This window comes from Paraburkholderia sp. USG1 (assembly GCF_031570135.1).
GTDB lineage: Bacteria > Pseudomonadota > Gammaproteobacteria > Burkholderiales > Burkholderiaceae > Paraburkholderia > Paraburkholderia dioscoreae.
On the sequence record NZ_JAMWXW010000028.1, the window covers coordinates 32,551 to 50,438 of the forward strand.

The window sequence follows — 17,888 nt, forward strand, 5'->3', positions numbered from 1 at the left end:
CATCGATTGAATGCGTTGGCAGCGCGGACCGGGTTGTCGGCCGGCTGCTTCCATGAACGCATTGTGCGTGGCGAGGGTGGCGAGCAAGCCTACCCCCGTAGAGTGGGGGTGGCTGAATGGATGACTGCGAGGGAGAAAAGCGTTATCGCGCACTCGCGTCGCGCATCTTCGCGACGGCGCCGTCGCGGCCCGACACTTCCAGCTTTCTGTAGATGTTCTTCAGATGCCACTTCACCGTATCGAGCGAAACGTCCATGACACGCGCAATCTTCTTGTTGGGCAGCGCAAGTGCAAGCAGACCCAGAACCTCGTTTTCACGCTCGCTAAGCGACTGGATCGGAACGTGCACCGCAGCCGCCGGCGGCGCGGCAGGCGCGGATGCCTGCCCAGCGTCGATCAGCCGCTGTGCATAGAAAGCGAGCACGGGATCGAAGTCCTGTTCGAGCGGCAGGGCGTCGAGAATCTGCCGACATGATCCGAGTTCGTCCAGCAGGCTGCGCATCAACCCGAGCCGGTGGCCCAGGCGCAAAGCCTCCACCAGATGCTCGCGCGCCGCTCTATCGTTGTGGCGCCCCTTCTCGGCAATCGACATCTGCAAACGCAGCCCGGCTACGCGGCACCATCTCCCTCCCGCTTCGGACAGCGCGCTGAGAGGCTTGAGCCGGCTCATCGCGCCGTCGAAGTCATTCAGATGCAGGCACATGCGAATGCGCGCGAGATCGGCGCAAACGCTGATTTCCCAAGCCGTGCTGCGCACCGCGCCGGTATAGCGCGCCGCCAGCGCCTCGCAGCGCAGCAATGCCGCCTCGGCTTCATCGAGACTTCCTTCTTCGAGCAACCAGCGTGAGCGCAGACACAGTGCGTTCGCGAGAAGACGATCCACACCATGACGCTTCGCGTAGTCTTCAAGTCGTTCGAGATAGTCGTGGGCCTCGAGCCGTCGGCCCGCGAACCGGTGCGCGCGGGCGAGCACCGTCAGCGCCCGCAACACAGTGTCCGGAATCGACACCCGCTCGAGGACGTCGATGCGTTCGTCCAGCAGTCCGAGCGAAGCATCGACGTCGTTCAGTTCGTAAAGCGCTTCGCCAAGCAGCGCAGCGGCCATGCACGCAATGCCCACATAAGCGGGGCCCTGTTTCTCCGCTTCCGCCAGCACGTCGCAAAACACCCGCTCGGCGAGCAGCACTTGCCCCTCGGCGGCGTGCGTCATGCCGCTCATGCAACGGCCAAGCAGGATGCCGCGCGGCGCGCCGCCATGCGGCGCCCCCTCTTCCAGCACCTTGCGCGCCTGTTGATAGTCGCCACGATGGATGAACATCCACGAGAGAATGTTGCCGCGACCCGCGCGGGTGAAATCGTCAGCGTCCGCGGGGACGCGCTGCAGTTCCGGCAATAGCGCCACGACCGAATCCGTGTCGTCGCGCTGTAGCGCGAGGCCGCCGCGAAGCAGCGCAAGCGCGTACCGCTGACGCGGGTCGGGCCGCTCGCTACGCGACGCTATCTGCTGAATGCTCTGCATGAGCGCGTCGGTTTCGCCGGCATACATTTGCAGATAGGCGGTGATCACGCGCAGATCGAAACGCTCTGCGATCTGCGCCGGCGGCAGGCGGCGCACCAGGCCCGCAAGCTGACGGAGTTCGCCGCGCGCGAGCAGATCGTGCGCGCACCCTTCCACGAGATCTGCGGCGGCCTGCGCGTTGTCTGCGAGTACGGCGTGATGCACGGCCTCGTCGACGTAACCTTGCACACTAAGCCACTGCCAGGCCGCCGCATGCAGTTCACGCAATTCGGCAGCCGGCAGCCCCACGACCCGGCGCTGCAAAACCTCGCGCAGCAGAGGATGCAGGCGATACCAGGTTTCGCCGTCCTGAGCCACGCCAGTCTGCGTGATGAACAGATTGTCGCCCTCCAGGCGGCTGAGCCGGGCGGCGACGTCTCCGACGGCGCCCGCATGCTGCATCAAGCTTGCACAGAGGCGCGCACAGAATCGTTCGCATAGCGCCGCGCGAGTGAGCAGAAGAAGATCTTCGGGAGCGAGTCGCACCAGCACTTCGCGTTCGAAGTAGTGCGCGAAGGTTTCGGCATCGCGCACGGTTGCAGGCGTAAAAGCTGCGCCTTTGCGGGTCTTCAGGTCGATCGCGAACAACTGCAGGCCCGCTGCCCAGCCGTCGGTCAGTTCATGCACGACCTGCGCGTCCCGTTTTGCGACGTCGCCGAGTTGCTCGCGCAAAAATCGCTCTGATTCTTCGGCCGAAAAGCGCAGGTCGTGTCGGTCGAGCTCTGTCGCCAGACCTTGGGAGCGCAGGCGCGCCAGCGAGACGGGCAACGCCCGCCGCGAAGCCAGCACGACATGAAGCTGAGGGGGCGCATAGTCGAGCAGCCAGCGCATTGCCTCGAGAATCCGTGCGTTCCGAAGGTAATGGACGTCGTCGAGCATCAGAACCAGTTCACGTTTGCGGCGAGCAATACCGCGAACGAGCGTGATCACCCAATGCTCAACCGCGGTTTCCTCGCTCTCGCGGCCGACCAGTAATTCCGCTTCGCGCGCGATCGCCGGATCCACGCTGGCGAGGCTCGCGAGCAGACCGTGAAAGAACGCGGTGAGGTCGTCGTCTTCGGGTGCCAGCGAAAGCCAGGCCACGTCGAAATCCAGCGTCAACATGGCCTGCCTGAGAGCCAGCATCGTGCTGGTCTTGGCGCTGCCGGCCGGTCCCTGAATCACCACGCAACGCTGCCGCCGCGCTTCGAGCAGTCGTGCCATCAAGGCTTCGCGAGGCATGAGTTGGCGTGCCGCGCGAGGCGGAATCAATCTCGCGCCGGTTACGGGCTCGATCGTCAGTCTGGGGAAGACGCGTGCGTCTAATGAGTGTTCAATGGATTCGGACATACGGGGGAAACTGATAGACAGATAAACGTGAGAAAGGTCTCGCGACACCTGTCGACACCTCGGAACGCGTTCGTCGGAGTATAGAAGTGCGACACCGTCGGTCGGGCAATTTAGCGGTTACCTACCCGATTCGGGTGGGTAGCCCGGCACCGTCGGTCCCGTTTTCGATCGGACATAGACCAAGTGCACTGCAGTTAGTGAGGGAAATTACCAACAACCCCGCCCGCGGCAACGCATGCTTCTTGCTTGAGAAGAGTGCTTGTCGGGAAGGCGGCGCGCGCTAATTCCGCAACGCGGTCGCATCTCCCCGCCAGGTTAAGGGAGAGTCGCCATGCAAGGAATTAATGACACGGTACGCACTGCAATTTTTGCCGTGGCGATCTCACTGCTTTCGGCATGCGGCGGGAACGGAGGCGACTCGGGTAATGCCGGCGCAACCGCACCGGCAGGCGGCGTCAATCTGCAAATCGTGTCGTTCGGCGACAGCCTTTCGGACGTCGGCACCTATGCACCGATCGCCAGCGCCGTGGGTGGCGGGCGTTTCACGACCAATCCCGGACAGGTGTGGACTCAGGATATCGCGCAATACTACGGCGACACGCTGAACGTTGCGTACACCATCGACCTCACGCATAAACTCAGCGCGCAGGGCGGCCTAGGCTATGCGGAAGGCGGCGCCACGGTGGCGACGCCGGCCAACCAGTCCGCTTTTCTGACCGACGTGATCGGCAATGTCGAAATGCCCGTCAATCAGCAGGTTTCGAGCTATCTGGCTGCGCATACAAGCTTCAACTCCAATCAACTGGTGCTCGTCTGGGCCGGCGCAAACGATGTGCTGCGCGCCGGAGCGCTGCCGGCCGCGGCGCAGACCGTGGAGACGGCGGCTACCACGCTTGCTCAGGTTGTCGGGCAGATCGTCCAGAACGGCGCCGCTCATGTGGTGGTGGTCAATGTGCCGGACATCGGACTATCACCGAATGGCATCGCCTCGTCCGATGGCGGAGCGAATCTGACCCAGTTATCGCAGCTGTTCAACAGCAGCCTGAACGCTGCGCTGCAAACCGATGGCTTGCAGGGCAAGGTTATCCAGATCGATTCCTATACGTGGTTGAACCAGATCACGGCGAACTTTCAGGCCAATGGCTTCGCCGTGTCGAACACCGGTGTCGCCTGTGACCCCAGGAAGACGCCCGATGAGACGGCGTTGTTGTGCTCGCCAGCAACTTACGTGAGCGCCAACGCGGACCAGACGTACATGTTCGCCGACGACCTTCACCCGACGACGCACCTGCACGCGCTGTTCGCCCAGTACGTCGAGAACCAGATCGCCAGCAGCGGTCTCGGCCACTGAAGCGGGATCATCCGGAAGCGGTTGATGCGATGCGCGGTGCAGGACGACCGCAGAGAAAGACGCGTGCCAGGAGGAACCGTTCCAGGCCGACGTACGCCGAAGTCATTTCTTCGAATCGTTACAATGGCCCCCATCACTTCCCCTCGACAGCACCGAATGCCGGACACCCTGACTTCCTATTTCTGGAGTGGCGACGCCATTCGCAGCCGGCGCGTGAGCGACATCGTGCTATCAGGCTCACTCGATGTGCCTGTCCCTCCTGTGCGTCTGCTCGCGGATTGGGAAAGGGAAATCTCGTCGCGCATGGTGCTGGAAGCCGGTGACGTCGAACCAATGCCCTTGGCGCGAGCACGGGTGCGCTGGCCGGACTATTCGCGCTGCGTACAGGCCGTGTCCGACTGGACGTGCGCGCTCGGGCTGCCCGGCGTGCTTGCCTCCAGTGATGTAGCCCTCATGGCCTGCCGTGGCGCGAGATACCACCATGACGCCGCACAATACGGCAGTGCGGCCTTTTGCAATCTGTTCATGAGCGAGGACAAGGGACTGGATCTGCATTTTCCCTCGCTGGGTCAGCGCATTCCGCTGAACCGGGGAACGGTTGTGATATTCGACACCGCGCAGCCTCACGGCGTAATTCAGCGCCGCAGCAGCGGTTTTGATGCGGCCGGCTTCGCACCCGTTCAGGATTGCATCCAGATATTCCTGACTTGGGAGCTTCCCATAGAAGACGCCCATGTTGCGCATGCACTCAAGGTCGTGTTCGACACCGCCCCTTCGGTCTCGTCGCAACTCGACGCGGAACAGGTCCAGATGAACGGCGAACAGGCTGGTGTGTGCCCCGCTTCCGGCCGCTGGCAGCGGATCGACTGATCGTCGGGGCAGCCTTCACCGGTTTCGCGGCGAATTACCCGATGGACCTGCGTGGGGCAGCATCCGTTGCAGCACGTGGTCTTTCAGAACAAAGCGATGGAACACCGCCGCTGCCACATGCAGCGCGATCAGCGCGAAGAGCACCCACGCGAGGACGCCGTGCACGTCACCCATCTCGTGGCCGAAATCCGAGCCCGTCTCGCTCAACGCCGGATACGGCACGAGGCCCAGCAAGCGGACCGTCCAGCCGCGTGAGGACGCATTGACCCAGCCGAGCAGCGGCACCACCACCAGCGCAGCGTAAAGCAGAAAATGCGTGATGCGCGAAACGACGCTCAATAGCGGCGGCAGTTCGTCCGGCGTGGGCCAGTGAGTCAATCGCCAGATCACCCTGATCACCATGACGGCAATCAGCGCCGAGCCAACGCCGAGATGCCAGGCGATCAGACCGACGGGCTGCGTGCCCTTGTGAATATCGGGCATCGTCCAGCCGATCACGAACTGCATTGCGATCAACAGGACAGTTAGCCAGTGGAGCGTGCGCGCGACTGCGTCATAGGCCGGACGCGTATTTTGCTGGACTTTAGCCACTCCCTCTCCCCTTTAGCACTCTTCGGATTGGTAAAACGTGCTGCCAATAACTCCCGGATCGACTCCCGGGAAAAACCGCGTGGCTTAACCAAACGATACTAACCACCTTATCTTAAGGAAACCTGATGCTCTGCGCGCAACCGGCCGGCTGTGCAACGTCCCTATCCGGTCAATTGACAGGCAGGCTTTTTGCTGAAGTCCTGACTCCGCATCATTGATCAACGCCTATCACCGAGAACAAATATGCGCCTGCTCAATTGTCTGGTAGTTTCAATGGGTTTGCCGCTCGCCGCGTGCGCAATCGGCCCATCAAGTATAGGCGATGGCGGTTTCGGTGCTTCGCCCGCCATGCCCGCGCCACAATCGACGTTGATTCCAATGGTCAACATCGCGCCCGTTCAGCCGCAACCGGCCGGTTTCATGCCTACTGTTCCCAGCGGCTTTTCCGTCACCCGGTTCGCCGGCGACATGTCGCACCCACGCTGGCTTTACACGTTGCCTAATGGTGACGTGCTGGTGGCGGAAAGCGACGCTCCCGAACAACACGACGAAGGAAGTGGCCTGTCCGGCTGGGCCAGACGGCAAGTGATGAAGCGCGCGGGCGCCGGCGTAGCCAGTCCCGATCGCATCGTGCTGTTACGCGATGCGAACAACACCGGCGTCGCCCAGATGCAAACCGTGTTTCTCGGCGGCCTGCATTCGCCGTTCGGCATGGCGCTCATTGGCAATGAACTGTACGTTGCCGATACGGACGCTCTGCTGCGTTTCGATTACGTCAAAAACGCCACGCAGATCGCCGGTCCCGGGATCAAGGTTGCCGATCTTCCGGCCGGTCCGATCAACCATCATTGGACAAAAAATATCCTCGCGGACCGCTCCGGCAAGCATCTCTACATCACCGTGGGATCGAATAGCAACGCGGGAGAAAATGGTGTCGACGCCGAAGAGGGCCGCGCGCGGATACTCGAATTCGACATCGGCACCGGCCGCTTGCGGCCTTATGCGACAGGATTGCGCAATGCCAATGGCCTCTCGTGGCAACCCGACAGCGGCGCATTATGGACTGCCGTCAACGAGCGGGACGATCTGGGCAACAACCTTGTGCCGGACTACATGACCCCAGTGAAAGAGGGAGCGTTCTATGGTTTTCCGTACAGCTATTACGGCCAGCACGTCGACTCGCGAGTCAAACCTCAACGCCCCGATCTGGTCGCCGCGGCCATCGCGCCGGACTATGCGCTTGGAAATCATACGGCTTCATTGGGGCTTGTCTTTTACGACCGGACGCTATTCCCGGCGCACTATCGGGGCGGCGCCTTTATCGGCCAGCACGGATCATGGAACCGCAAGCCGCGCTCCGGTTACAAGGTTGTGTTCGTGCCTTTTGTCGATGGAAAGCCCGCCGGCGCCCCGGAGGATTTTCTGAGCGGCTTTCTGACCACGGATGGCCACGCCGTGGGACGGCCCGTTGGCGTCGCACTGGACGCACACGGCGCGTTGCTCGTGGCGGACGACGTAGGCAACACGGTGTGGCGGGTCACGCCGCATAGCAGCATGTAACGGGCCGCGCAAAGGCGGATATCGCAGCCAGAGGTTCTTCGTCACGACGCGCGCGGCATGCCCATGAAGCAGCCTGCCGCACGCGCCGCCATGACACGGCAAAGACGTCAGAACCGATGCCGCAACGACAGCTTCACAGCCACTTGCGTAGGAGTCGACGATTGCCCTAGCGTGGTAATCGCCGCAATCGCCGGCCGCCCTGTGGAATCGACACCCGATGCGTGCTGCCATACGCCGACGAGATTCAGATCGGTGCGCTTGGAGAGCGAATAGTTCGGACCGAAATCGATCTGCTCGTACTTTGCATCGCGTGCTGTCGTGTAGTCGAACGATGCACCGATCAGCAGTGCCGGCGTAATCGAATATCGGCCATTGATCTCATAGCTGTTAAATGCCGCCGTGCCCGTGTTCGGCGTGGACGCGGTTCTTCGAATGTCCTGAAAGCGTGCGTTCGTATAAACGATTCCGACCATGCCCTTGCCGATTCTGTATGAAGCGGCCGCGCCGAATATTTGCCACACGTTGGCCGAAACGTAGCCGCTGGTCACGGGGCTTCGGCCCGGCGTCACATACCCGGCCTGACCGGGAGAAAGCGCGCTATCGAGCACCGAGACGGATGGATTGTTGATGTTGTCGTACGCCAGCGCGGCGCTCAGCGGACCATTCTCGTACTTCAGTCCAAGCGTGTAGATCCGGCTCGACGCAAAGTTGCCTGCCACGCCGCCGGGTGCGAACATGCCGCTCGCTTGCAGACCATAGAAAGTCGGCGACAGATATTTCACCGCGTTATTCACGCGAAAGGTCGAGTTCAGATCGTCGAAATCGCCCGGATGAGTGCCGAGCCACGCCCACATCGAAGTCGCGGCAATCCCGCCTATGAGCTCCGTCATCGGATCATACTGGCGGCCCAGCGTCACCGCGCCCCACGTGTCGCTGCTCAGTCCGACAAAGGCTTGCCGCCCGAACTCGCGGCCGTTTTGCAGCAGCTTGCCGTTCGACGGATCGAAGCCGTTTTCAAGCGTAAAAATCGCCTTCAGGCCACCGCCGAGATCCTCGCTGCCACGCAGCCCCCAGCGGCTGCCGTTCGTTTGTCCCGTGACCATCTGTACGTTCGAATGCCCGGACTGGTTGTTGACATACACGAGTCCGGCATCAACGAAGCCGTATAGCGTGACGGAACTCTGCGCATGGGCCGCGCTCGCGAGAAGCGGCAGAGTCAACAGGGCAAGGGTGGTCTTTTTCATAAAGTCTCCGGCATGACGAGGCCATGCGTTCTCGTACTAGCGCGAGAACGCAGCAGGCCTCGCAGGTTTTTTAAGTAGTGGGTACTACGGTGGTACTACGGTGGCTTGGCGGGAAGGCGACCGCCTCCCGCGCCAGATGCCCGCGATTCGTGTGAAGCTCCGGGCCGACCCGGCGTGCACGCGCGTTAGTGGGGAGTGCTCACCTCGACGGCTACCGGCCGTGAGCCGTAGATGCGCCCCATCACGAATACGGCGAGCCCGGCAATCAGCACGGGCCACGCGGAGAAACGGAAAATCTCCGCTGGGGTCCAATGCGCCGAATACAGCATGCCCGCGCTCAACGGTCCCGCAATGCCGCCCAGGCGGCCAATGCCGAGCGCCCAGCCCACACCCGTCGAACGCAGGTTGAGCGGGTAGTACACGGCCGCCAGCGCGATAACGCTTTTCTGTCCGCCGCTAATGCAGAACCCGGCGCAGAAAACCGTCACCATCAACCACGCGACGCTGCCCGAGAACGCGCCGCCCACCAGCCACATGAAGACGCAGCCCGCGAGATACATCACGGTCAGCGTGACGTACGGCCCGACGCGGTCCATCGCAAGGCCGAGCGGCACGGCGGAGAGCACACCTGCGATAGTCGGCAGCGCTGTCACCCAGACGACCGTCGCCGACGAATACTGCAGGCCTGTCAACATGGTCGGCAGCCAGCTCTGCATGAAATAGAACTCGGCCAGGTTCAGGAAAAAGATCAGCCAGAGCAACAGCGTGCCCGCCGAAGTGCGTCCCCTGACAAGCGCCGTGACGCTCGCACGCGCCTCGCCCTGGTCTTCGAGACGGAACCTGCTGCCAACCGGCACGTCGAGACGCGGGAAAAACCCCAGCAAGACGGCGCGCATGCGCTCGTCGCCGTTTGGGCGCCGCTGCAGAACCACCAGCGATTCGGGCAACAACCAGGCAAGCGGCGCGGTCAGCGCGATCGGCGCAAGCGCTCCCACCAGCATCAGCGACTTCCAGCCGAACGCCGGCATCAGTGCACCGGCTGTGAGGCCCGCCACCACGAAGCCGAGCGAGAACCCGCAATACACGAGCAGCACGAAGGTGGCGCGCAGCCGCTTCGGCGCGAATTCGCAGGTTAGTGCTACCGCGCTCGGCGCGGCGGCGCCGAGCCCGATACCGGTCAGAAAGCGCAAACCGATCAGCTCGGTGACGTTGGTCGCGAAAAGCGTCAGCAGCGTGAACAGTGCGAACAGCACACTGCTTGCCAGCATCATGCGTTTATGACCGAAGCGCGCGGACAACGGCGCGATCGCAAGGTAGCCGACCATCAGCCCGACGAGCGCGGCGGAAAAGATCGAGCCGAGAACCTCGCGCGGCAGATGCCAGTCCTTTGAAAGCGCCGGCACGATGTAGCTGATGGCCTGCGTGTCGAAGCCGTCGAGAAACATCAGTAGCGCGCATAACAGCACCACGAGGCACTGGCCTGCGCCGACCTTCTGGCGTTCGATGACCTCGACTACGTCGATGAGGGGGGATGCCACGGTGTTTGTCTCCTGTGATTGTTTTATGAAGGCGTGCTACGTCATTGCTGGCGCAGTGTCGGTGTGCACAAAGGCGTCGCTGAAGAAATCGTCGTCGGGCAGGCCGGCTTTCAGGAATGACTCGTGTGCCGCCGTCGTCATGGCCGGGTTGCCGCACGCGTAGACCTGATAGCCGCCGAGCGAGCCGAGATCTTCGAGCACCGTCTCGTGAACGAACCCGCGCCGGCCGTGCCAGTCCGCGTTCGGCTCGGAGAGCACCGGCACGAACTTCAGCTTGCCGCCGTCGTGCCACTTCTGCGCCAGTTCGGCGAGATACAGGTCTTCAACGCGACGCGCGCCCCAGTACAAAGTCAGCGGACGGTCGAGCCTGCGTTTGATTGCGTCTTCAACGATCGACTTGACGGGCGCGAAGCCCGTACCGGTAGCAAGCAGAATGACGGGTTTCGTCGAATCGTCCTGCAGCGAGAATTCTCCGAACGGCAACTCCACTCGCAGCTTGTGGCCTTTGTCCAGGCGCCGCAGCATGCCTTCGGAGAACCTGCCGCCCGGCACATGGCGCACATGAAGCTGGATGCTGTCGCTTTCGTGAGGCGGATTCGCCATCGAATAGTTACGACGACTGCCGTCTTCCAGCTCGATCTGCAAATACTGGCCAGCGCGAAACTTCGCGCGCACGCCGGTGGGTAGACGCAGTTGCACGATGCTCACGTCGGCCGCCGGCTGCGTGACGCGGTAGACGGACATGTCGAGCGTCTTGCGCACCACCGGCTCGCGCTTGTCGATCTTGCGCGGCGCGATCGTCATGTCCGAAGACGGCCGCAAGCAGCACAGCAGCACATGCGCCGCCGGCCCCTGCACATCGCCCTGCACCGAAGAGCGCCCCGCGCCGGCCACTACGCCGCCTTCACAGGTCGAACACACGCCCTTGCGGCACGAATACGGCACGCTGTAGCCCGAGCGCTCGGCGGCGTCGAGCACCGTTTCGCCCGCCTCGCAATGGAAAGCGATATCGCTGTCCGCGACGGAAATCTGGTAGTCCAAAATATGACCTCGAAAAGCGTTGGAACGTGTCACTCAGCCAGGGGGGCGAGCACGGTTCCGGTTGTGACCAGACGGATCGCGCCGAGCAGCGGTGCAGGGTCCGCGAGCAAGGTGCCGGCAATGTCGAAACCGCTGCCGTGCCCGACGCTCGAGAACAGCACGCCCGCGCCGATCGACAGCGCGGCGCTATGGCGGCCGGCGCGCAGCTTGACGGGAATGTGGCCCTGGTCGTGATACATCGCGACAAACACGTCGATGTCGGGATTGGTGAGCAATAGATCGGCGCCTTGCGGGCCGATGATTGTCATACCGTCATCACGCAACTTGCGCGCGACCGGCTCGGTAATGTCGATGTCCTCGCGGCCGAAAAGACCGCCCTCGCCCGCGTGCGGATTGATGCCCATCAGTCCGACCACGGGATGCGCGACGCCCATCAATTGCAGCGCCTGTACCGCCGCCCGCGCGGCGCGTTCGACGTGGCGCTGATCGAGCCGCGCGAGTGCCGAGGCAATACCTTCGTGCAACGTCGCATGAACGATGCGCAGGCCGCCGCCGATCAACAGCAGATAGACGTCTTCGGCCGGCATGCCCATTTCGCGCGCCACGAAGCCGGGATAACCGGCGAAGCGCACGCCCGATGTATTGATCGCGGTCTCCGAATGCGGACAGGCGATCACGGCGTCCACCTGGCCCGCGCGCGCGGCACGAAGCGCGGCGCTGACGTAGGCGAGCGTCGCCGCGCCCGCGGCGGCCGCGACCTCGCCTGGCACGAACGCTTCGGCAGGCAGCGACGCGACGTCGACCATGTCGATTGCGTTGAGCTCGGCAGCAGGCAGATCGTCCGGTTGCACGAGGCGAAGCATGAGTTCGGGACAACACTGGCGTGCGTACCGCCGGATCACAAACGCGTCGCCAAACAGGACGATGCGCGGCTGCGAATGCGCAGCGTGCCCGCCATGCTCGCCGCCTTCGCGCACCATCTGGGCGGCAGCCTTGACCGCGATTTCAGGACCGATACCGTTGGGGTCGCCGATCGCCAGCGCGACTGTCATCGCGCCGTCACGGATGCGGCTCATAGCGGCAACGCCAGCAGCGTGTCGATGCATGAGCTGTCGCACACCACAATCCGTTCACGCAACCTCACGCCGCTCTCCTCCACGGCGTACACGTCGCAATAGCGGCCGGTGGCGAACAGGCTCGTCGAGCCGTCGCGCATGATCCGCGCCACCATGAACGAAGTCTCGCTGCGCGCCTCACGTTCGTTCGCGCTGATAACGCTGGGTTGTCCAAGCAGATGCCGATAACTGTGGCGCTCGTAAATGTTGGCGCCGCGCAGCGAAGCAATCCGGTCGATCAGCATGCCGCGCGAAGCCGCGTAGATCATGCTGCCCGTGAGGCCGCGCTTGTAATTGTCGGCGGTCGTCACCCTGTAGACGCAGGCATCGGTGAAGAAGTCCGGCCATTGCGCGAGATCGCCGTCGTCGATGCAGCGCACGTAGTCGGCCTGCGCGCGAGCAATCAGTTGATAGATGTCTTGCGCCATTCTCAGTATCCCATTGCGTTGCGGTAGGCTTTCCAGAAGCCGCGAATCGACGCTTCCGTCACCCGGCTCGCGCTGCTTTCGGCGCTATCGCCGCCCATTTCGATCACCGAGCGGCCGTCGCCCGCGCCTTCGATGCCGCGTTGCACGAAGCCGCCGACGCATCCGTCTTCCATCGACACGTAACCTGCCGGCCCGACCAGATTCGACTGGCGCAGGCGCATTTCGCGCAATTCGGGCGTGTCGTCTTCGAAGCCGAGGTAGGTCCAGTTCAATTCGGTTTGCTGCGTGCCGCGCGGCAGAATCTGGCGGACCGCGATCGCGTTCTGGATCTGCTGGAGCACGAAGCCGGGAAATACCGAAAGAATCTGCAGCGTGACGCCGTCGCCGAACTCGTCCACGCCGGCGAGCACCGAAGTGTCTTCGAGGCGATGCTCGCTTTCCGAACGGATTTTCTGATCCGCGTAGTCGCTGGTGGCTTTCCGTTGCTCCGCGGCTTCGGCGGCATGGTCGACAGCCGAGTAGCTGACGTGGTGACCGCCGCTCGGATCGACGATGATGCCGCCGCGCTGCGACAGGCGGTTGAGCTGAAACGTCGTGAAGAACAGATGCAGAATGCTCGCGTGGTAGGAGTCCTTGACGTTCTCGAAGTAGAGTTTCCAGTTGTTCGGCAGCATTTGTGTGAATCGCCCGAGCACGACCGGCTTGCGGTTCTCCAGCACGCGCGCGATGCGCTCGACGATCTCTTCGCCGAGGTACTCGTCGAGCGGCGGGACGTCGTCGGAAAAGCTGCCGAACACGAGGCCATGCAGCGTTGCGACACGCAGCTTGCGCAAGCCGTGATCGCCGGTGCAGAAATCCGGCTTCATGCCGCCTTTGCCGTCAATGCCGTCCTTGAATGCCACCCCTACCAGATCGCCTTGCAGGCTGTAGGTCCATGCGTGATAGACGCAACTGAAATCTCTGGCATTGCCCTGGTCTTCAAGGCAAACCATTGCGCCGCGATGCGCGCAGCGATTCTCGAACGCATAGATTTCGCCGTCGGTGTCGCGCGTGACGACCACCGGGGCGTCGCCTACGAATGTGCTGCGAAAGTCGCCCTGATTCGGCACTTCCGCTTCGAGGCACAGGTAGCTCCAGTTCGGACCGCGGAAGATCGCGTCCTGTTCGTCGGCGTACACGCCTTCATCCTGGAACAGCGCGTAAGGCACGCGCGTCAGTCCTTCGGACGGCCAGGTGATGCTGGCGCGCCGCGCCGGCATGATGGGAATGATGTTCAAGTTGCTCGCTCCATGTATTGCGGGGACCGTTCCAACGCCGCCTGGATCCGCTGGGGACGGCTCTTCGCGTGCCGTGCCAGGTTGACAGACGGGTTCGAATGTGTTCGAATAACGTACATTGTTCGATATTTGAATCCAATATGACATCGGTCAAAGAACCTGTCAACGGGCAGGAAGGCGAATTGACGCCTGAAGAAAGTGCTGATCCGAGCGGTAAGGCACGTGCGAAAGAAGGGATGGCGGGCCTCGCCAAGGGATTGGCGATCATCGAGGCATTCGGTGCGTCGACTGCGCGCATGACCGTTTCGGACGCCGCGCATCTTGCGGACCTCAGCCGGCCGGCCGCGCGCCGCTGCCTGCTCACGCTTGTCGATCTCGGCTATCTCGCGCACGACGGCAAGTTCTTCACGCCACTGCCGCGCATGCTCAGACTGGGCAGCGCATACCTCAGCACGTCGTCGCTGACGCAGATCGCGCAACCGCTTCTCACGAGTGCGCGCGACGAATTGCACGAATCGGTATCGCTGGCGGTGCTGGACGAGGGCTACTCGGTATTCATTGCGCGCGCGGAGGCGGTGAGAATCGTGTCCACAGGCGTGAAGCTCGGCGGCAGACTGCCGGCCTATTGCTCGGCGACCGGCCGCGTTCTGCTGTCGGGTCTGTCAGAAGAGGAGATTCGCCACCATCTCGACGCGACGCCCATGAAGCATCTGACAACACGCACGCTCGCAACCACAAACACCGTGTTGCGGGCCATCGCACTCGCTGCACAAAACGGTTATGCGATCAGCAATGAGGAACTAGAAATTGGCATGTCCGCAATGGCGGTGCCGGTGAGAAATCGCAGCGGTGCGATCGAGGCCGCGGTCAGCGTGAGTGTGTTTTCCGGACGGGTCAGCGTGGAAACCCTGGAGGAGAAGTTCCTGCCTGTTTTGAAGGCTGTTGCCGCACGTCTGCAACGGGCACTTTAGCGAACGCGTTTCAGGACCGGTTAGGGTCAACGCAATCGTTCAGATGCGACCGACTCACGGTCGGTCGCACTACCCATCTCAAACCAGTTGATCCTGGTCAACTGCCTCCAGTGCTCAAAGCGCCAAATAGACAGTCATGACGTCATTCGACTGTCTGCATGCCGTTGTTCGCAGATCGGGGCCGCCGTCAGCCGGCAATGACGGTCGATCCGCGTCGCAACGCATGGATTTCTTTGACACCTTGACCTTCTGGAGGTAACAAGCATGAAAAGGATTTTCCCAGCCCTTCTGATTGCGCTGGCAACTGTCGGCACGACGCAGGCTTGGGCCCAGAATACCGCGCCGTCCGGCGCAGACAGCGCTCAACCCGACGACAACATTGTGCAGATGCGAAGCGAGATCCGCGCCGCGAACGAGGCTTACCGCGCGAGGGTACGCGCAGCAAACAAGGCTCGCGACCGCGAGGTTGCCAAAGCGCAGGCCGATCGGGTCAAGGCCATCCAGGCGGCACAATCGGGTGGAAGCGGCAGTTGAGGCGCTCGCAGCTGGCTCTGGCGTAGGTCGCAGTCAGCTGTTTATTTCGCGCCCTTCTCGTCCAGGCTAAACGGAGTTCATGTGGAAGAACGGATAAAACATCTCTTGAGCCAGATCAGCGTGCTTGAGTCGGAACTGCAAACGGAACTTCATCAACGGGAAGTCAAACTGTTCTATCGAATCACCGGCAAACATGTCGAATTCGACGAAGCGGTTGGCAAGGTTCATCGGGAATTGAAAGTGGGTATCGTTCGCTGGATTCTCTCCAGCCGGCCGCAAAATTTCCTCGCGGCGCCGTTCGTCTACGGGCTGGTTTTCCCTTTGGCATTTCTGGATCTTTGCATCTCCATCTACCAGGCAATCTGTTTCCCGATCTACGGCATCGTAAAAGTCAAACGTGCGGACTATATCGTGATGGACCGCTGGCAATTGCGCTATCTGAACTTCATGGAGCGATTCCATTGCGCGTACTGTGAATATGCAAATGGCCTCATCGCTTACGCCTCAGAAATCGCCGCGCGCACGGAGCAGTACTGGTGCCCCATCAAACACGCCCGCAAGGTGTTGGGCACGCATGCAAGGTATGAACGATTTTTGACTTATGGCGAAGCGGAGCAGTATCAGGAACATCTCGCGCAGTTTCGCGACGCACTGCGCAAGCAGGAATAGCGATGCAGTGGATTGGGGCCTTGAATTGCACCGTTAGCATAACTTCGCGCCGCTCCGTGAATGGTTTAGAGTGCTTCGCGGCTGTCATCCTCAAAGAGGCTATGGTGCACCGCGTATCGCACAAGCGCCGCGTCATTGGCGAGGCTCGACTTTTCCAGAATTCTCGTCCTGTGGGTACTGACAGTCTTGGCGCTCAACCCTAGCTTTTCGGCGATACCGGCCACCGATTCGCCAGCCGCAATCAGTAGAAACACCTCGAATTCACGGGCCGACAAGCGCTGGTGAGGCAATGCGGAACCCATATCGGCCAAGCCGTGGGCGAACTCATCGGCCATTGCAACACTCACATACACGCCTCCCGCACCAACCTTTCTCGCCGCGTCGAGGAATTCCGTGGCCGAGCAGTTTTTAGTGATATACCCGGATGCTCCGGCTTTGAATGCACGCGCCGCAAAGGATTCCTCCGCCCGCATCGTTACGACGAGAACACGCAGCGCGGGATTTTCGTTCTTGATCAGCGAAATGAGATCAAGACCGTGGATGCCAGGCATCAGAAGACCCAGCGTCAGAAGAGCCGCATCCGTGGTTCTCGCGAGCTCAAGCGTGCTTGCACCATCCACGGCCTTCCCGACGACACTGAAGTCCCCAGAGCATCGAAGAATCGCGTGCAAACCCTCACGCACGACGCCGTGCGCATCGGATATAGCGACCTTGATCACGGACCACTCTCATGGAAAGGAAGCGAGATTGCCCTTTCCATCATGGGCCATTGATTGAGCATGTCGAACGCTATTTTGTAACTGCGCGGACGTTCCGGTTTGTTTCTTGCAGCGAGCTAATTCCACCCGTGCATGCTTCGAAGTGGGTATTTACGGTTTGCAGGGCGGCATCCTCGCCGCAAATGCGTCTAAAACACGTCCCGGACGAGTTTTGTCGCGGGCTGGTTTCCCGTTGCGCGGACCGTCTGAAACTTTCGGGATCGTTGAAGGAGAAAGATCTGCCGAAGGCATTGAAGCCGACCGGCAGACATTGCTTTGGCGCTTTCTGTCAATCTTGTAATCAACCGGTGGGCGTCACGTCACCTTGAATGTCGCAATATAGATTCCAGACGCTCACGCAAGAAAGCCGAGAGCGCCTTTCTCCGGTGACTGTTCGACATTCAGCCGCATGTATTTACGCTAAATCTTCGCCATCAAACTTCACATTTATTTAGGAGTATCAAATCATGAAAAAAACTCTTGTCTATCTCGCCCTCGCCGCAAGCGCCTTGTCCGCTCCGGTATTCGCGTTCGCGCAATCAAATGCTCCGGTGACACGCGCGGAAGTCCGCGGCGATCTGGTCAAGCTCGAACAGGCCGGCTACAACCCGGCCCAAGGCGACGACGCCAACTATCCGACCGATATCCTGGCTGCGGAGGCAAAGGTAGCGGCACAAACCAGTCAACAACAGGCTACGCAGGGCTATGGCGGTGTGGCGCATGACGGCAGTTCGTCGTCAGGTGGACCGGCGCACGCAGCGATGCATTCGACCTGCGTGGGTCCGGTCAGCTTCTGCACGCCGTACTTCGGCAACTGAACGGTGCGCTTTCAGGTCTCGTGTCGTCACTGGATGCACGGGATCTGACTTAATCCTGAAGTCCTGCTTCACTCCGGGACGAAACCACGCTGACGTATCGCCAACGACCACCACAAGATCAACAATCCTGATCGCGAGCGCTGGATTTGCATACGGCTAATACGCCGCGCTCCTTACAGTGAAGGTGTTGGGACGGCATGTCCACATGATCGACGGCACGCGTCCCTATACGGAAC

The 17,888-nt window shown here is 61.6% G+C and carries 16 protein-coding genes; 7 read left to right on the forward strand and 9 right to left on the reverse strand.

The features are described 5' to 3' along the window. Positions 1-142: 142 nt before the first annotated feature. On the reverse strand, positions 143-2,887 hold the full coding sequence (locus tag NE850_RS29625) for a LuxR C-terminal-related transcriptional regulator (protein WP_165187654.1): 2,745 nt from the start codon (positions 2,885-2,887) through the stop codon (positions 143-145). A 331-nt stretch (positions 2,888-3,218) separates the two neighbouring features. Here NE850_RS29625 and NE850_RS29630 point away from each other — a divergent pair, with 331 nt between their 5' ends. Continuing rightward, positions 3,219-4,238, forward strand: a complete 1,020-nt coding sequence (locus NE850_RS29630; protein WP_007178914.1) for an SGNH/GDSL hydrolase family protein — start codon at positions 3,219-3,221, stop codon at positions 4,236-4,238. Positions 4,239-4,361: 123 nt separating this feature from the next. Further along, positions 4,362-5,108 carry a hypothetical protein gene (locus tag NE850_RS29635; RefSeq protein WP_310699766.1) on the forward strand — a complete coding sequence of 249 codons (747 nt, stop codon included), beginning with the start codon at positions 4,362-4,364 and terminating at the stop codon, positions 5,106-5,108. 15 nt (positions 5,109-5,123) lie between these two features. Here the strand turns inward: NE850_RS29635 and NE850_RS29640 are convergent, their stop codons facing one another. Continuing rightward, complete coding sequence (locus NE850_RS29640; protein ID WP_310699767.1) at positions 5,124-5,699, reverse strand: cytochrome b; 576 nt, start codon at positions 5,697-5,699, stop codon at positions 5,124-5,126. 243 nt (positions 5,700-5,942) lie between these two features. Between NE850_RS29640 and NE850_RS29645 the strand changes: the two genes are divergently transcribed. Next, positions 5,943-7,259, forward strand: a complete 1,317-nt coding sequence (locus NE850_RS29645; protein WP_165187652.1) for a sorbosone dehydrogenase family protein — start codon at positions 5,943-5,945, stop codon at positions 7,257-7,259. Between the two features lie 107 nt (positions 7,260-7,366). Here NE850_RS29645 and NE850_RS29650 read toward each other — a convergent pair whose 3' ends face one another. The 6 genes from NE850_RS29650 to NE850_RS29675 all read right to left on the reverse strand — a co-directional run bounded on the left by NE850_RS29650 (position 7,367) and on the right by NE850_RS29675 (position 13,884). Continuing rightward, a complete protein-coding gene (locus NE850_RS29650; protein WP_310699768.1) occupies positions 7,367-8,503 on the reverse strand; it encodes a porin in 1,137 nt (378 codons plus the stop codon). A 185-nt stretch (positions 8,504-8,688) separates the two neighbouring features. Next, a complete protein-coding gene (locus NE850_RS29655; RefSeq protein ID WP_007178909.1) occupies positions 8,689-10,041 on the reverse strand; it encodes an MFS transporter in 1,353 nt (450 codons plus the stop codon). Positions 10,042-10,077: 36 nt separating this feature from the next. After that, a complete protein-coding gene (locus tag NE850_RS29660) occupies positions 10,078-11,082 on the reverse strand; it encodes a 2Fe-2S iron-sulfur cluster-binding protein (protein ID WP_007178908.1) in 1,005 nt (334 codons plus the stop codon). 29 nt (positions 11,083-11,111) lie between these two features. Then, positions 11,112-12,158 (reverse strand): PdxA family protein, encoded by a 1,047-nt coding sequence (locus NE850_RS29665; RefSeq protein ID WP_007178907.1) that lies wholly within the window; start codon positions 12,156-12,158, stop codon positions 11,112-11,114. Further along, entirely contained in the window at positions 12,155-12,625 is a 471-nt protein-coding gene (locus NE850_RS29670; protein WP_007178906.1) for an aromatic-ring-hydroxylating dioxygenase subunit beta, read from the reverse strand. The genes NE850_RS29665 and NE850_RS29670 overlap by 4 nt, the downstream gene beginning before the upstream one ends. 2 nt (positions 12,626-12,627) lie before the next feature. Next, the gene (locus NE850_RS29675) at positions 12,628-13,884 is read right to left on the reverse strand and encodes an aromatic ring-hydroxylating dioxygenase subunit alpha (RefSeq protein WP_165189586.1); all 1,257 of its coding nucleotides are present in this window, start codon (positions 13,882-13,884) and stop codon (positions 12,628-12,630) included. A 158-nt stretch (positions 13,885-14,042) separates the two neighbouring features. On the opposite strand from NE850_RS29675, the gene NE850_RS29680 reads away from it, so the two are divergent. The 3 genes from NE850_RS29680 to NE850_RS29690 all read left to right on the forward strand — a co-directional run bounded on the left by NE850_RS29680 (position 14,043) and on the right by NE850_RS29690 (position 16,076). Beyond that, on the forward strand, positions 14,043-14,873 hold the full coding sequence (locus NE850_RS29680; RefSeq protein ID WP_007178904.1) for an IclR family transcriptional regulator C-terminal domain-containing protein: 831 nt from the start codon (positions 14,043-14,045) through the stop codon (positions 14,871-14,873). A gap of 264 nt (positions 14,874-15,137) precedes the next feature. Beyond that, entirely contained in the window at positions 15,138-15,407 is a 270-nt protein-coding gene (locus NE850_RS29685) for a hypothetical protein (protein WP_007178903.1), read from the forward strand. Positions 15,408-15,512: 105 nt separating this feature from the next. Further along, on the forward strand, positions 15,513-16,076 hold the full coding sequence (locus tag NE850_RS29690) for a hypothetical protein (RefSeq protein ID WP_232064288.1): 564 nt from the start codon (positions 15,513-15,515) through the stop codon (positions 16,074-16,076). 65 nt (positions 16,077-16,141) lie between these two features. Here the strand turns inward: NE850_RS29690 and NE850_RS29695 are convergent, their stop codons facing one another. Continuing rightward, positions 16,142-16,795 (reverse strand): response regulator transcription factor, encoded by a 654-nt coding sequence (locus tag NE850_RS29695; protein WP_310699769.1) that lies wholly within the window; start codon positions 16,793-16,795, stop codon positions 16,142-16,144. A gap of 506 nt (positions 16,796-17,301) precedes the next feature. Here NE850_RS29695 and NE850_RS29700 point away from each other — a divergent pair. Continuing rightward, entirely contained in the window at positions 17,302-17,652 is a 351-nt protein-coding gene (locus NE850_RS29700; protein WP_007178900.1) for a DUF4148 domain-containing protein, read from the forward strand. The last annotated feature ends 236 nt before the right edge of the window (positions 17,653-17,888 follow it).